General features: G+C 43.5%; 7 protein-coding genes. All 7 read left to right on the plus strand.

Annotated features, from left to right (window positions below):
• Positions 1–137 precede the first annotated feature (137 nt).
• The 7 genes from ACE1CD_RS30260 to ACE1CD_RS30290 are packed head-to-tail and all read left to right on the plus strand — an operon-like array spanning position 138 to position 17538.
• Positions 138–5459, plus strand: a complete 5322-nt coding sequence (locus ACE1CD_RS30260; RefSeq protein ID WP_374827128.1) for an amino acid adenylation domain-containing protein — start codon at positions 138–140, stop codon at positions 5457–5459.
• Positions 5452–9381 carry an FkbM family methyltransferase gene (locus ACE1CD_RS30265; RefSeq protein WP_374827130.1) on the plus strand — a complete coding sequence of 1310 codons (3930 nt, stop codon included), beginning with the start codon at positions 5452–5454 and terminating at the stop codon, positions 9379–9381. Before ACE1CD_RS30260 ends, ACE1CD_RS30265 begins: the two co-directional genes overlap by 8 nt.
• Before the next feature lie 2 nt (positions 9382–9383).
• Complete coding sequence (locus ACE1CD_RS30270) at positions 9384–10232, plus strand: 3-hydroxyacyl-CoA dehydrogenase family protein (RefSeq protein WP_374800332.1); 849 nt, start codon at positions 9384–9386, stop codon at positions 10230–10232.
• Between the two features lie 15 nt (positions 10233–10247).
• Entirely contained in the window at positions 10248–10499 is a 252-nt protein-coding gene (locus tag ACE1CD_RS30275) for an acyl carrier protein (RefSeq protein ID WP_374800334.1), read from the plus strand.
• Positions 10500–10505: 6 nt separating this feature from the next.
• Positions 10506–11675: an acyl-CoA dehydrogenase family protein gene (locus tag ACE1CD_RS30280; protein WP_374827132.1), complete on the plus strand. Its 1170-nt coding sequence runs from the start codon at positions 10506–10508 to the stop codon at positions 11673–11675.
• Positions 11676–11705: 30 nt separating this feature from the next.
• Positions 11706–12776 carry an HAD-IIIC family phosphatase gene (locus ACE1CD_RS30285; RefSeq protein WP_374827133.1) on the plus strand — a complete coding sequence of 357 codons (1071 nt, stop codon included), beginning with the start codon at positions 11706–11708 and terminating at the stop codon, positions 12774–12776.
• A gap of 7 nt (positions 12777–12783) precedes the next feature.
• Positions 12784–17538 (plus strand): amino acid adenylation domain-containing protein, encoded by a 4755-nt coding sequence (locus ACE1CD_RS30290; protein WP_374827135.1) that lies wholly within the window; start codon positions 12784–12786, stop codon positions 17536–17538.
• Positions 17539–17543: the final 5 nt, after the last annotated feature.

Genomic DNA, 17543 nt, shown 5'->3' on the forward strand with positions numbered 1-17543 from the left:
TAGAAATCAGCTTTTGTCTTATGACACTTGGGTAAGTCCTGAAAAAAATCTTCCAAAACCAGTGCAGTGAAAGAAGCCAACAGCACCCGCTTCTGACTGACTGGATCGTTGTTGCGTTCTCGATAGCACCGAAGAAAATGACCGATCCTGACAATGACTCTGCAAAACTCCCCGTTGGTTGTTCCACTTTCGCGGACATCTTGCGGTATTGGGCTTTACACCAACCTCAGCAACGAGCTTTTACGTTCTTGCAAGAGGTTGAAGGCGAGGAAACGAGTTTAACTTATCAAGAGTTCGATCGCCGCAGTCGTGCGATCGCATCTCAACTACAGAGTTTGGGTTTAAGTGGGGAACGCGCTTTGCTGCTTTACCCGCCGGGATTGGATTATTTGGCGGCTTTTTTCGGTTGTTTGTATGCGGGAGTGGTAGCTGTTCCCGCTTATCCGCCGCGCAACAAACGCAATACGCCCAGGATAAAGGCGATCGCATCTGATGCACAAGCAGCGATCGCGCTTACTACATCGGCGATCGAATCTAAAGTCAAATCGCTGCTAGAAGAAGAAATCGGGACAAAAGCTTTACAATGGCTGACTACAGATAATCTCGATCCAAACATAGAAGATTATTGGCAAAAACCCTTTATTGAAGCGAATACATTAGCTTTTTTGCAATATACTTCCGGTTCTACAGGAGAACCGAAAGGGGTAATGGTGAGTCATGGTAACTTGTTGCACAACGCCGCAGTGACTTATCGTTTGATGGAACATTCGCCAAACAGTAAATTTGTTTCTTGGTTGCCGGCTTATCACGACATGGGATTGATCGGTGGGATATTGCAACCTTTATATGGAGGATTTCCTTGCATTTTAATGTCGCCGACATCTTTTTTGCAGCGTCCCTATCGCTGGTTGCAGGCGATTTCCCACTATCGAGGTACTACTAGCGGTGGCCCTAATTTTGCTTACGAATTGTGTATTGAAAAAATTACACCAGAACAACGCCAGACGCTCGATTTAAGCAGTTGGAGTGTGGCTTTTAACGGTGCGGAACCAGTCCGTCACGATACTTTAGAGAGATTTTCTGCTACTTTTGCCGAGTGTGGATTTCGCCGGGAAGCTTTTTATCCCTGTTACGGGATGGCGGAAGCAACGTTGATGGTTTCTGGTGGAATTAAGAGATTTTCACCAACTATTAAAAGTGTTCGGTCGAGTGCGCTGGAATGCGATCGCGCCATCGAAGTTGAAGGTGAAAATGAGGATATCCGCACTTTTGTCAGTTGCGGTCAAAGTATCCCAGACCAGCAGATTGCGATCGTACATCCGGAAAAATTAACTCGTTGTTTACCGGATGAAGTCGGTGAAATTTGGGTATCTGGGCCAAGTGTAGCTCAAGGTTATTGGCATCGCACTCAGGAAACAGAAGAAAATTTCTGCGCTTATTTAACAGATTGCAGGCAAGATGCCTGCACCACAGGGCCTTTTTTGCGAACTGGGGATTTGGGATTTTGGCAAAATGGCGAACTTTTCGTCACGGGAAGAACCAAAGATTTAATTATCATACGCGGTCGCAACCTCTATCCGACTGACATCGAATTAAGCGCAGAACGCAGTCATCCAGAATTGCGATCGAGTAGCGGTGCGGCATTTGCTGTGGAAATTGGCAATGAAGAACAATTGGTAGTCGTACAAGAATTGCAGTTTCGATCGAAAGCGAATGTAGCAGAAGTTATCGCCGCAATTCGCAAAGCTGTCTCGGAAGAACATGAGGTACAAGTTTATGCTGTGGTGCTGATTAAAGCAGGTAGTATTCCTAAAACTTCCAGCGGTAAAATTCAACGTCGTGCTTGTCGGTCAGAATTTTTGGCAGGCAAGTTGGATGTGTTGGGTAGCAGTATTCTGAATTGTGGGGAAAAGGGAGAAGATGCTACTCGCCTGAATCGAGAAGCAATCTTAACAATTGCAGTAAACGATCGCCAATCAATTCTGGAATCTTACCTTCAGTCACAAGTCGATCGCGTGTTGGGAATAGCGCCAGCTTCTGCGGATAAACAGCAACCTTTGAGCAGTTTCGGTCTTGATTCTTTAAAAGTTTTTGAGTTAAAAAACCGCATTGAGGGCGATTTCCAAGTAGCCATATCTGTGGCGGACTTCTTCGAGGATGCGAGTATTTCCGTGTTGGCAACGCAGATACTCGCTCAAATAACGGCGGGTGAAACAAAATCTTTAGTACCTATCACTCCAATTGGCAACATTGCGACAGAATATCCGCTTTCTTTCGCTCAGCAGAGATTGTGGTTTATCAATAAGTTAGAGCCAAATTCGGCTGCTTATAACATTGCCATAGCCGTTTACCTGACTGGACGAATCAACGAAGCAGCTTTGTCACAAAGCCTTCAGGAAATTATCAAACGTCACGCAGTTTTGCGAACGAGTTTCAAGGCAATGGATGGGCAACCGATGCAAGTTATCCATCCAGAGATAGATTGGCAATTAGAGAATTGGAAAAACTTTAGCAAATCATCAATTCAAGATTATTTAATTGAGTCAGCGCAGCAGCCTTTCGATTTAGATCGGGGAGGCTTATTGCGAGCTAAATTGGTGCGTTTGGGAGAAGAGGAAAACATATTGTTTCTCGTTATGCACCATATTGTCTCGGATGGCTGGTCGATCGGCATTTTTATCCGAGAAATAGTAGCGCTTTACGAAGCTTTTTCTAGCGGGAAACCTTCTCCGCTGGCGGAATTACCGATTCAGTATGCAGATTTTGCTTATTGGCAACAGCAACAGCAAGTTGAGGTGTTCCAAACGCAGCTTGCTTACTGGAAACAGCAGTTAGCTGGCAATCTTCCCGTACTGAATCTACCAACAGATCGTGCGCGATCGCCAGTCACGACTTTTCGAGGTGCTAAGCAAACTTTAGCTTTTCCAAAAGTTGTCCGGCAAGCAATTTTAGAGCTAAGTCAGCAAGAAGGTGCCACCTTATTTATGACTTTGCTGGCAGCATTTAAAACATTGCTATATCGCTATACAGATCGAGAAGATCTTCTCGTGGGGTCGCCTATTGCTAACCGCAACCGCAGGGAAATAGAAGGATTAATTGGCTGTTTTGTCAATACTTTGGTGTTGCGAAGTAACTTGGGTGGCAATCCCAGTTTTAGAGAGTTATTGCGGCGAGTACGCAAGGTAGCTTTGGAGGCTTACGCTCACCAAGATTTACCGTTTGAAAAGTTGGTGGAGTTACTGCACCCAGAGCGAGATTTAAGTCACACGCCGCTGTTTCAGGTAATGTTCGCTCTCCAGAATTTCCCATTGCCAGCACAACAAATTCCCGGTCTTAGTTGGCGCGTTGAAGAAATCGATAATAAAACGGCGAAGTTTGATTTAACTTTATTTGTGGAAGATACGGGAGGGGAACTAATCGGGACTGTGGAATACAACACAGATCTGTTTAATCCAGATACGATGACGCGGATGTTAGGGCATTTTTCAACTTTGCTGTCAGGTATCGTTGAAAATCCCGATCGAGCTATTTCCGATCTGCCTTTGTTGACGGAAGCCGAACGGCAACAAATTTTGGTAAATTGGAACGATACCAAAACAGAATTACCGCCAAATGTTTGCATTCACAAACTGTTTGAAGCTCAGGTAGAAAGAACGCCAGATGCGATTGCTGTTGTCTGCCAAGATGAAAAACTAACTTACCGAGAATTAAACGAACGGGCAAATCAGCTAGCACATTACCTGCAAAATTTAGGCGTGAAGCCAGAAGTTTTGGTTGGCATTTGCGTAGAGCGATCGCTTGAAATGCTCGTTGGGCTTTTGGGCATTTTGAAAGCGGGCGGTGCTTACGTACCTCTAGATCCTGGCTATCCCAAAGAACGCTTAGCTTTTATGCTAGAAGATGCTCAAGCACCTATTTTGTTAACTCAACAGCGCCTATTAGAAATAATACCTTCCCATTCGGGAATGGTTGTGTCTTTAGATACAAATTGGCAGGATATTGCTCAAGAAAGTTCAGACAATCCTGTAAGTAATGTCTGTGGTGAAAATCTTGCCTACGTTATTTATACTTCTGGTTCAACCGGTAAGCCAAAAGGAACTTTGATTCATCATAGAGGCTTGGTAAACTACCTCAGTTGGTGTACGAAAGCTTATAGCGTGGAACAAGGAGAAGGTGCTGCTGTTCATTCTTCGATTTCTTTCGATATGACCATTACAGGGTTATTTTCGCCTTTATTGGTAGGTCGAAAAGTTGAACTTTTACCGGAAGATAAAGGCATAGTAACTCTGGCAACAACGCTGCGAAATAAATCTAACTTTAGTCTGATAAAAATTACTCCCGCTCAGTTAGAATTATTGAGTCACCAGTTATTACCGGAAGAAGTTGCTCGGAAAACTAGAGCATTCATCATCGGTGGGGAAAATTTATTAGCTGAAAGCATTGCTTTTTGGCAAGAAAATGCCTCCGATACGATGTTAATAAACGAGTATGGGCCGACAGAAACGGTAGTTGGATGCTGTATTTATCAAGCCAAAGATAAGCTGTCTGGATCGGTTCCGATCGGTCGTCCCATTGCCAACACTCAACTTTACATTTTAGACCGGAATCTTCAACCAGTACCTGTCGGAATTACAGGGGAATTGTATATCGGTGGCGCGGGTGTGGCAAGGGGTTATTTACATCGTCCCGAACTGACTGCGGAACGATTTATTGCTAATCCTTTTATTGCAGGAGAAAGGCTTTACAAAACAGGCGATTTAGCGCGTTATCGTGCTGATGGAATTATCGAATATTTTGGGAGAATTGACCATCAGGTGAAGATTCGCGGTTTCCGAATCGAATTATCGGAAATTGAAGCGGTGTTGAGTCAGCATTGCAAGGTGCGGGAATGTGCAGTTTTGGCAAAATGCGATCGCCTCATCGCTTATGCAGTTCTGCATCCTGGCGAAACTCTCATCATTAGCGAATTGCGAACCTATTTGGCAGAAAAATTGCCAGAATATATGGTGCCTTCTGCTTTGGTGACGTTGGATGAAATGCCGCTGACTGTGAATGGTAAAGTCGATCGTCAGGCGTTACCTGCACCGGAAAGTCTGCGTCCAGAATTAGAAGTCGCCTACGTTTCGCCGCAAACTGAACTGGAACAAATTATCGCCACCATCTGGCAAGAAGTATTGCGTTTAGAAAAAGTGGGTATTTATGACAACTTTTTCGACCTCGGCGGACATTCATTGCTGATAGTCAAAGTGCATAGCAGACTACAAGCGAAGTTGGAGAAAAACATTTCGATGGTTGAGATGTTTAAATATCCAACGATCGAATCATTGGCTAAACATTTAAGTCCTCAGCGAGAAGAAAAGCCAATATTCCAAGAAATTAGCGATTTAGCTCAAAAGCAAAGATTAGCTTTGAGTCGTCAAAAACAATTAATGAAACAAGTGAGATGGGGAAATGAGTGAGGAGTTAGAAAGCATAGCGATCGTTGGTATGGCAGGTCGCTTTCCCGGTGCCAAAAATATCGATGAATTTTGGGAAAATATCAGAGATGGCGTTGAATCAATTAAGTTTTTCAATGATGAAGAACTGTTAGATTCGGGAATTGAGCCGGACGAATTGCAGAAACCCAATTATGTAAAAGCTGGGGCAACTTTAGAAGATATAGATTTATTCGATGCGGCCTTTTTTGGCTTTAGTCCCAGAGAAGCGGAAATGACCGATCCGCAACATCGGCTGTTTTTAGAATGCGCTTGGGAAGCATTGGAAAATGCTGGTTATAATTCGGAAACTTACCCCGGTCGAATTGGCGCTTTTGCGGGGGTTGGTTGGAATAGCTATTTGTTCAATAATCTCTACTCAAATCGCGAATTTATCGAAGCGGTTGGCGGACACCAAACCTTGATGGGAAATGACAAAGATTTCCTGACAACTCGCATTTCTTATAAGTTGAATTTGCGGGGGCCAAGTATCAATATTCAAACTGCTTGTTCTACATCATTAGTGGCAACAAGTATGGCTTGCTCTAGCCTATTAAGCTATCAATGCGATATGGCTTTGGCGGGGGGAGTTTCCATATTTGTGCCGCACAAAGCTGGATATTTATATCACGAAGGCGGGTTTTTATCTCCGGATGGACATTGCCGCGCTTTTGATGCCAAAGCACAGGGAACTGTGATTGGCAATGGTGTGGGAATAGTAGTTTTGAAGAGATTGTCGGATGCGATCGCAGATGGAGATTGCATTCATGCTGTTATCAAATCTGCCGCTATTAATAATGATGGTGCTTTAAAAGTTGGATATACAGCGCCGAGTGTGGAGGGACAAACAAGAGCGATCGCAGAAGCAATTGCCTTAGCAGGAATTAATCCCGAAACGATCGGTTACATCGAAACTCATGGCACCGCCACACCTTTAGGAGATCCGGTAGAAATTGCCGCACTGACAGAAGCTTTTTCACTTTATACAAATAAGACAGAATTTTGTGCGATTGGTTCGGTAAAAACTAATATCGGACATTTAGATGCAGCGGCGGGTGTTGCAGGTTTAATTAAAACCGTTCTGGCTCTCAAAAATCAACAAATCCCTGCTACTTTGCATTTTGAAAAGCCGAATCCAGAAATTGATTTTGACAGCAGTCCTTTTTATGTAAATACCACACTTTCTGAATGGAAACGTAACGGCGCTCCCCGTCGCGCCGGAGTCAGTTCTTTCGGAGTTGGGGGAACGAATGCTCATGTAATTTTGGAAGAATCTCCGAACCTCACCCCCAACCCCTCTCCGTCAAACGGAGAGGGGAAAAAGAATCATTTGTTGGTTCTTTCTGCTAAAACTAATTCGGCATTAGAAACGGCGACAAATAATTTAGTTGATTACCTCAAGCAACATAAAGATTTAAACTTAGGAGATGTTGCTTACACATTGCAGGTAGGAAGGCGAGCTTTCAGTCATCGGCGGACTGTTGTTTGTCGGGATATTGAAGATGCGATTGCTGCACTTCAAGACCCCAAAAGAGTTCTTACTAGCATTCAGAAAACTAATTCGCGTCCCGTAGCTTTTATGTTTCCCGGACTGGGAACACATTACGTTAATATGGCGAGGGAACTTTACCAAGTTGAGCCGACATTTCGCAAAATATTCGATCGCTGTTGCGAACTTTTCCAACCTCACCTTGGTTTAGATCTGCGAGATGTCCTTTATTCCAGTGAAAACAACCTGGATAAAAGTTCGGGTTTCGATTTGCGAAAAATGCTAGGTCGTGGCGAGGAAAAAACAGATGCAGCGACTGAAAAGCTGAATCAAACTTTTCTAACGCAACCTGCAATTTTTGCCGTTGAATACGCTTTGGCACAGTTGTTGATTGCTTGGGGAATTCATCCTCAAGCAACGATCGGTTACAGCATTGGGGAATATGTAGCGGCGTGTTTGGCCGAGGTTTTCTCACTAGAAGAAGCGATTACTCTGGTCGCCAAAAGAGCAAAAACGATCCAAGAATTGCCGGGGGGAGCGATGTTGGCAGTTCCTCTTTCCGAGCAAGAAGTACAGCCTTTTTTGAACGAGAAACTTTCCTTATCGGCAATTAACGGAGCGTCCCTTTGTGTAATAGCAGGTGCAATAGATGCGATCGAAGAATTAGAACAACTGTTAATCGACAAAGGATTGGCTTGCCGACGAATCGTTACTTCCCATGCTTTCCATTCTTACATGATGGAGGCGATCGCACCCAGCTTACGCGAACTCGTTAAAACCTTCAATCTCAAACCCCCAAAAATTCCTTATTTATCCAACGTTACCGGCACTTGGATAACCGCAGCAGAAGCAACAAATCCCGATTATTGGGTGAAACATTTATGCCAACCGGTTCGCTTTGCCGATGGAATTCAAGAATTGTGGAAAAAACAGCATCCAATTCTATTAGAAGTTGGCCCCGGTCAAACTTTGTCCAGCTTGGCATTACAATGTATAGAAGGCGATCAAATTGCGCTTCCTTGCCTGCGACATTCCTACGATAGGCAGTCAGATATAGCATTTTTACTGAACGCATTGGGTCAACTTTGGTTGGCAGGAGTGCAGATAGATTGGTCGGTTGTTCATGGGAATGAAAATTGCCATCGGCTACCTTTACCGACCTATCCATTTGAACGTCAAAAGTATTGGATTTCTCCACAAAAACAAACGCGGGTTGTGCCGAGCTTGCAGCCATGTTTTGAGGAAAAGAATCTCTCTCCATCTCAGGAAGAGGGGAGAGTAGATCGTCAAGGAATTCGGAAAAATTATGTGGCTCCCAGTAACGAAATTGAGGAAAGAATTGCTCAACTTTTTCAACAATTACTGGGTGTGGAACAGGTGGGAATTCACGACAACTTCTTCGCTTTAGGGGGACATTCTCTGCTTGGCATTCAGTTAATTTCTCAATTGCGGAAAGACTTTCAAATAGATTTATCCCTGCGTCCTCTTTTTGAAGCGCCGACGGTGGCAGAGTTGGCATTATTTATCGAAGGAATCCTGATCGATGAGTTAGAAAAATTACCTGAAGAAGAAGTTGAAGTGCTGGTGTCAGTTTCCCAGTCACAAGCACCCAAAGTTAGCAGTCAGCGACGCTACAAGTTGCCTAATAATTTGGAAATTGTCTATCAAACGAAAGCGGAAGCTGATTATTTCTATGAGGATATTTTCCAAAATCGGGTGTATTTGAAACATGGGATTACTTTACGCGATCGCGCCATTATTTTTGATGTTGGTGCTAACATCGGTATGTTTACGCTTTTTGCGTCGCAAAACTGCAACAATCCCACCATTTACTGTTTTGAGCCAGCACCGCCTCTGTTTGAAATTTTGCGCCTGAATACCACTTTCTATGAGATAAATACCAAGCTGTTTAATTTTGGTATATCCAACGAACCTAAAACAGCAACATTTACCTTCTATCCCAATAGTTCGGGAATGTCTTCTTTCTATGCCGATAAACAGGAAGAGAAAGAAGTTTTAAAAGCTATCATGCTTAACCAATTGGAAAATGGTATCGCAGGGATGGAACAAGTGATGGAACACGCTGATGAATTGTTGGAAGAAAGGTTTAAAGTGCAACCTTTTACTTGTCAGTTGAGAACTCTTTCCGAACTGATCGGGGAAAACAACGTTGAGCGCATCGATTTACTCAAAATTGATGTTCAAAAAAGCGAATTGGATGTCCTTCAAGGCATTAAAAAAAATGATTGGCAAAAAATCCAGCAAATTGTCATTGAAGTACACGATATAGAGGGACGACTGGCACAGGTAACTAACTTGTTGAAAAATCAAGGTTATCGCGTCGAAGCCGAACAAGAAGACTTGTATGAAGGCTCAAATATTCACAACGTATATGCAATCAGAAATTCAGGAGCGTAAATATGCAAGTAGTTGGTGTTGTGGGTGCAGGAGTGATGGGAGTTGGGGTGGCGCAAAACCTCGCGCAAACAGGACATCACGTCCTTTTAATAGATGTTTCAGAAGCAATTCTGGAACGTGCCAAACAAGAAATCAAAAATAATCTCCGCTTTCAAGGTTTTTTCAAGAAAAGCGAGCCAGCCGATCGTCTCGATGAAATTCTCAATCGCATCAAATTTTCTCCCGATTATCAAGTTCTAAAAGAGGCGGAATTTGTCATTGAAAATACAACAGAAAAATGGCAAATTAAACAGGATGTTTATGCTAAAATAGATGCTATCTGCCCAAAAAATTCTGTATTTGCTGCCAATACATCAGCGATTCCGATCACTCGCATTGCTTCAGTAACCAAGCGTGCGGATAAAGTGCTAGGGATGCACTTTATGAACCCTGTACCAATGAAGCCGATGGTGGAAACAATCCGGGGATATCATACTTCCGAAGAAACGATCGCAACGGCGAAAAAACTTTTGGCTCAGATGGGAAAAGAGTGTATTGTTGTCAATGATGCACCGGGTTTTGTATCTAACCGCGTGCTGATGTTGACTATCAATGAAGCGATTTTTGTGCTACAAGATCGGGTGGCTTCAGCAGCAGAAGTGGATCGAATTTTCAAAACCTGTTTCGGTCACAAAATGGGGCCATTGGAAACAGCCGATTTAATTGGATTGGATACGATTCTCTATTCAATTGAAGTTTTGTACGAAAGCTTTAACGACAGTAAATACAGGCCATGTCCGCTGCTAAAGAAAATGGTGGACGCGGGATTGCACGGTCGGAAAAGCGGACAGGGTTTCTATACCTACAATTAAAAATGGACTTAATAAATGCAAGAAATTACCACCAAAATCAAAACGTTTCTATCAAAATTTTTCCGAAATTACGACCTCCAGCCTGATGAAGATATCTTTGCTGTTGGTTTTGTTAACTCCATGTTTGCCATGCAACTGGTACTGTTTATAGAACAAGAGTTTGAAATTGCCATTGAGAACGAAGATTTGGAATTCGATAACTTTCGGACTATCAATGCGATGACGCGGTTAATCGACAAAAAGATGGTTGTATTTGCAGGAAAATGAGATAGCATGAAACTTGAATTGACGGTTCAGCAAAAAGAAGATCGAGCGCAATTTCGAGCTTTCGTAGATGCAGAAATTGTTCCTTTGGCAAATCAGTGCGATCGCGAAGAACATACCCCCATTCAGCTAGTAGAAAAACTAGCTAAAAAAGGATATCTAGGTGCGATTATCCCCAAAGATTTCGGTGGGAGTGGAATGGATGCGATCGCATACGGTTTGCTCAACGAAGAAATCGGTCGCGGATGTTCTTCGCTGCGGAGTTTGCTGACTGTTCATAGCATGGTTTCTCATGCGATTCTCAAGTGGGGAAACAAGCAACAAAAAGATTATTGGCTTCCCAAATTAGCGACAGGCGAAGTCATTGCAGCTTTCGCTTTAAGCGAACCAAATGTAGGTAGCGATGCCAAAAATATAGAAACTACAGCCACACTTTCCGGCAATACTTATGTCTTAAACGGACAAAAAAAATGGATTACCTACGGACAAATTGCCGATATTTTTTTAGTATTCGCTCAATGTGATGGCAAACCTTCTGCTTTCTTAGTGGAAAAAAACAGTCCGGGACTTTCCATCAAACCAATCTTTGGAATGATGGGTGTAAAAGCTTCCATGCTAGCAGAATTGCACCTAGATAACTGTCAAATTCCCGCAGAAAATATCGTCGGTAAACCTGGTTTTGGTTTCTCCTACATCGCCGCTTCCGCACTCGACTATGGAAGATACAGCGTCGCCTGGGGATGTGTAGGAATTGCACAAGCTTGCTTAGAAGCTTCCCTGCAATACACCAGTCAAAGAAAACAGTTCGGCATCGATCTCAAAGAACACCAATTAATCCGGCAAATGATAACAGAAATAACTGCCAACGTCAAAGCAGCTAGATTACTTTGTTATCAAGCTGGATATCTCAAAGATACCCGCAATCCAAAAGCTATTTTAGAAACCTCAATTGCCAAATACTTCGCCTCCACAATAGCCACCAAAGCAGCAAACGACGCCGTACAAATTCACGGTGCAAACGGATGCAGCAGCGACTACCCAGTCCAAAGATATCTCCGCGATGCCAAAATCATGGAAATCATCGAAGGTAGCACCCAAATTCAACAAATTACCATCGCCGACTACGCCTACCAAGAATATCTTATCCCCTCTGAAAACCTTTGCGTAACTTTGCGTTAACCTCTGCGTCCTTTGCGTTAAAAAAAGAATATGACTCTCACAAAAAATCTACCTATAACCAACTCAACAATCGATAAAACAGTCATCAAATGTCTAGTTTGGGACTTAGATAACACACTATGGAACGGAGTTTTACTAGAAGGCGATCGCATCACCCTAAAAAACCAAATTCTTGATATAATTCAAACCTTAGACAATCGCGGAATCTTGCAATCTATCGCCAGCAAGAACGACCCTGAGAAAGCGATCGCGCAACTCCAACAGTTCGGCTTACATGAATATTTCATCTATCCCCAAATCAACTGGAATTCCAAAGCCTCCTCTATTCAAGAAATCGCTAAATTACTCAACATTGGTACAGATGGGATCGCTTTCATCGACGATCAACCCTTTGAACTGGAAGAAGTCAACTTTTCCCTACCCGAAGTCCTCTGTATCAACGCCGCAGAACTAGATCGTCTGCTATACAGAGATGAAATGAAACCACGCTTTATTACAGCAGATTCAAAAAAGCGAAGATTAATGTATATTAGCGATTTAGAACGGCAAAACGCTGAAAAAGAATTCATTGGCCCTCAAGAAGAATTTTTAGCCACACTTAACATGACCTTTACCATCTCTTCTGCCAAAGAAGAAGATTTGCAACGCGCCGAAGAATTAACAGTAAGAACTAACCAATTAAACACAACTGGTTACACTTATTCCTATGACGAACTGAATCATTTTCGCCAGTCAGAGAACCACAAATTGCTCATTGCCAGTTTAGAAGATAAATTTGGCAGTTACGGCAAAATTGGCTTAGCACTTGTGGAATGTCAAAACAGCGTATGGACAATCAAACTTTTGCTGATGTCCTGTCGCGTTATGTCCAGAGGCGTCGGCACAATTATGCTCAATTATATTTTGAGTTTGGCTAAACAGAATAACGTCCGGTTGCGTGCCGAATTTGTTTCTAACAATCGCAATCGAATGATGTATGTAGCTTATAAGTTTGCGGGTTTTCAGCAAATTGAAAAGCAAGGCGAATTGGAAATTTTAGAAAACGATATGACGCGAATTCAAACCGCTCCCGATTATGTAAAAATTCAGATTTTGGGGTAAAACTATTATGGATATCAAAAAAGCAGAAATATTAGCAAAAAAATCTAAACTTTCGCCTGCAAAACGAGAGCTTTTAGAAAAACGATTGCGAGGAGAAGTTAAATCCGATTCCCAATTAAAAACTATTCCTCGACGTGCCGAAAAAAGTCATGCACCGCTTTCCTTTGCACAGCAACGCTTGTGGTTTCTGCATCAATTTGATTCGGGAAACGCTTACAACGAACTTTCCGCTGTCCATTTAAAAGGTTCGTTGAATGTGGAGGCGCTGGAGAAAAGTTTGAATGAAATTGTGCGCCGTCACGAAGCTTTGCGAACTACTTTCGAGATGGTGGATGGACAAGCTGTGCAAATTATCCATCCCAGTTTGGATTTTAAATTGTCAGTAAGGGAATTGGGGACGACAGGCGAGACGCCTATCCTACGGGGACTGAATTCGCAAATTGAAGATTTTGTAGTTGAGGAAGTTAAAAGACCTTTCGACTTAAGCAAAGCGCCTTTGTTGCGGGGTACATTGCTGAAACTGGGTGAGAAAGAATACGTGCTGGTGTTCGTTATGCACCACATTATTTGTGATGGTTGGTCGATGCGATCGTTCATTCGGGAAGTAGCAGCACTTTACGAAGCATTTTCTCATAGCAAACCCTCCCCATTGCCAGAACTTCCCATTCAATATGCTGACTTTGCAGTTTGGCAGCGTCAATGGTCTAAAGAGCATTTGCAAAATCATCTTTCCTATTGGAAAGAACAGCTAGCAGGTGCAACAAAGGTTTTAGAACTTACCACGGATAAACCGCGACCTGCTGTCCAAACTTTCCAAGGTGCAACGACTCACTTTCAACTATCGCCGAGTTTAACTGCAAAGCTAAAATCTCTAAGTCAGCAGTCGGGTTGCACTTTATTTATGACCCTGCTGGCGGCATTTCAAACTTTACTTTATCGCTATACCGAACAGGAAGATATATCAATTGGAACTCCGATCGCTAATCGCAATTGCAGCGAAATTCAGGCATTAATTGGAGTTTTTGTCAATACTTTGGTAATGCGTACTGACCTGTCAGGAAATCCAACTTTTCGGGAATTGCTCAGTCGCGTCCGTCAGGTAGCATTAGGTGCTTACGCACACGAAGAATTACCTTTTGAGCAACTGGTAGAAGAATTGCAACCAGAACGAAACTTGAGCCATCAACCGCTGTTTCAAGTGATGTTTGTCTTGCAAGAAAACCTGACACCGGAATTAATGCTGTCTGGTTTAACTTTGAAGCGATTAGAAACCGATAGTAAAACGGCTAAGTTCGATTTGACCTTGTACTTAGTGGACAGCGAACCAGCAATAACGGGAGCGTTTGAATACAGTACCGACTTATTCGAGGTTGCCACAATTGATAGGGCGATCGCACATTTTACAACTTTGTTAGAAGGCATCGTCACCAATCCCGATCGACACCTTTCGGAATTGCCAATTTTAACACAAACAGAACAGCAAACTTTGTTAGTTGATTGGAATACTACCTCCAATTATCCCGTGGATGTCTGTTTACATCAGTTATTTGAAGCGCAGGTGGAACAAACGCCACAGAATATTGCGGTAGTTTTTGGCGAACAGCAACTAACCTATCGGGAATTGAACGCCAAAGCGAACTGTTTGGCGCACTATTTGCAGTCGCAAGGTGTGAAATCAGAAACCAAAGTTGGCATTTGCCTAGAACGATCTTTAGAGATGGTAATAGGAATATTGGGAATTTTAAAGGCAGGGGCAACTTATGTACCCTTAGATCCAGCCTATCCCAAAGAACGGCTAGCTTTCATATTAGAAGATGCACAGATTGAAATACTGCTGACGCAACAGGAATTAACGGCAACATTGCCGGAACGCTCAGCGAAACTTATCTGCATAGATACCGACTGGGAAAGCATCTCAAGAGAAAGCACCTCAAATCCCAACCACAGCATTCTTACTCCAGAAAACCTCTGCTACGTAATTTACACCTCCGGTTCCACAGGACAACCGAAAGGTGTATTGATAACTCATGGCAATGTAGTTCGTCTCTTTAAAGCGACTCAATCTTGGTTTGATTTCAACCAAAGCGATGTGTGGACACTCTTCCATTCCTACGCTTTTGACTTTTCAGTTTGGGAACTCTGGGGGGCGCTGATCTACGGCGGTAAGTTGATAGTAGTGCCTTATTGGGTGAGTCGATCGCCAGAAACTTTCTACGAATTATTGTGCCAACAGCAGGTAACGGTTCTCAACCAGACACCCTCAGCTTTCCGCCAAATCATGCAAGTAGATGAATCATCTGAAAATGCCAAAGATTTAAACTTGCGCCTAGTTATTTTTGGCGGGGAAGCACTAGATATTCAAAGTTTAAAACCCTGGTTCGATCGCCACTCAGACAACTTCCCCCAATTGGTCAATATGTACGGCATTACGGAAACCACCGTACACGCCACCTATCGTCCCCTCACAATAGCAGACCTCAATAGTAGCAGTAGTGTCATCGGTCGTCCCATTCCCGATCTGCAAATTTACCTGTTAGATAAACACCAACAACCTGTGCCTATTGGCGTTCCCGGTGAAATGTACGTTGGTGGCGCTGGTTTAGCCAGAGAATACCTCAACCGACCCGAACTAACCACAGAGAAATTTATTTCCAACCCCTTTATCAAGTCAAAAGACAGAAGTCAATTAGATAGGCTGTACAAAACAGGGGATTTAGCGAGATATCTACCCGATGGCAACATTGAATTTCTCGGACGCATCGATCGCCAAGTAAAGATTCGGGGTTTCCGCATTGAACTGGGAGAAATTGAAGCGTTACTAAATCAGCATCCAGCAGTGCGAGAAACGGTGGTTTTGGCACGAGAAGATCGACCCGGAGAAAAGTACCTGGTTGCTTACATCTTTCCGCACCAACAGCAAACACCCAGCATTTGCGAACTGCGAAATTACCTCAAGCAGCAGCTACCCGACTATATGGTGCCATCAGCATTCGTGATTCTGGAAGCTTTGCCCCTGACTGTGAATGGAAAAGTAGACACAGTTGTATTACCAATACCAGATAAAGTAAGACCCGAATTAGAGCGAACTTTTGTTGCACCTAGAACACCTGAAGAAAAAATATTTACTGAGATTTGGCAACAGGTGCTTCGCCTGGAAAAAGTAGGCATTCACGATAACTTTTTTGAAATAGGCGGAGATTCTATTCTTAGTATTCAGGCGATCGCCAAAGCCAAACAGTTTGGTTTGCAACTAACTCCCAAGCAAATGTTTGAGTACCAAACAATTGCAGAATTAGCCCCTGTAGCTGGTAGGACTGCAACTATCCAAGCAGAACAAGAAGCGATCGTCGGACAAGTCCCTCTGAGTGCGGTTCAGCATTGGTTTTTTGAACAAAATCTCCAACAGCCGCACCATTGGAATCTAGCCATTATGGTACGCAACGCGATCGCGATCGCACCCGATCTCCTAGAGAAAGCGTTGCAACAACTGCTGGTACAACACGATGCCCTACGCCTGCGTTTTGTCAAAGAAGAATCCGGCTGGCAACAGTACGCCGCCTCGGACGACAGCCAAACTATCTCCTTAGTCAGACAAGATTTGTCAGCCCTCTCCCCCCAAGAGCAAGAATCTGCCATCCAAGCAACCATCGAAGAACTGCAACCTAGCCTGAATTTATCAGATGGCCCCTTAATGCGGGTTGCCTATTTTGACCTGGGTGTGAGTAAACCTTCTCGTTTGCTCTTTGTCATCCACCACCTGATCGTCGATGGTCTTTCTTGGCAGATTTTGTTAGAAGACCTGCAAACCGCTTATCAGCAACTCAGTCTAGGTAAAGCGATCCAACTGCCACGCAAAACCACTTCTCTCAAACAGTGGTCGCAACAACTGATCGAGTACGCCCAATCACCAGCATTGCAACAAGAACTAGCTGACTGGCATTCAATGTTAGAAAAACCCGTTTCTCGCTTGCCAGTTGATTATCCGGGTGCCGAAAACACCGTAGGTTCAGCACGCACCGTCTCAGTTGGACTTAGTGGGGAAGAAACCCAAGCTTTGTTGCAAGAAGTTCCCCAAGTCTTGCGAATGCAAATGAATGAGGTGTTAGTCGCTGCTTTAGTGCAAGCGTTTGCCCAATGGACGGGAGAAAATTGTTTACTAATAGACCTAGAAGGAGACGGACGAGAAGATATTTTCACCGATATCGATCTATCGCGCACCTTGGGCTGGTTTACGACAATTTTCCCCATGCGCTTGGAATTGGCTAATGGCAGTAAGGGCGATGTTTTGAGATCGATTAAAGAGCAAATGCGCCGGATTCCCCATCAAGGTATTGGTTATGGCATCCTGCGATATTTGAGTGAAAACCGGGAAATTAGCGCTCAACTGCAAGCACTGTCCCAAGCAGAAGTGATTTTTAATTATTTGGGTCAGTTAGATAGGCTTTTTTCTGAAGAGTTGATGTTTAAACTAACTGACTGGAATCTAGAACCGAGACGCAGTTTCCAAGGAATTAACAAGCATTTGTTAGAAGGTAACGCTTTTGTGACTGGCGGACAGCTGTGGCTGAATTGGGCGTACAGCGAAAACCTTTATCAACGCGGGACAATTGAGCGTCTGGCTCAAAGTTGCCTGGAAATGCTGCGGGAAATTATTGCCTATTGCCAGTCTTCGGAAGCTGGCAGCTATACGCCTTCAGACTTCCCCGATGTCGAACTGAGCCTAGAACAACTGGAAAAGGCTCTTGCAGAAATAGATATTTAGAGGAG

The organism is Aerosakkonema sp. BLCC-F183 (genome assembly GCF_041929145.1).
Taxonomy (GTDB): Bacteria; Cyanobacteriota; Cyanobacteriia; order Cyanobacteriales; family Aerosakkonemataceae; genus Aerosakkonema.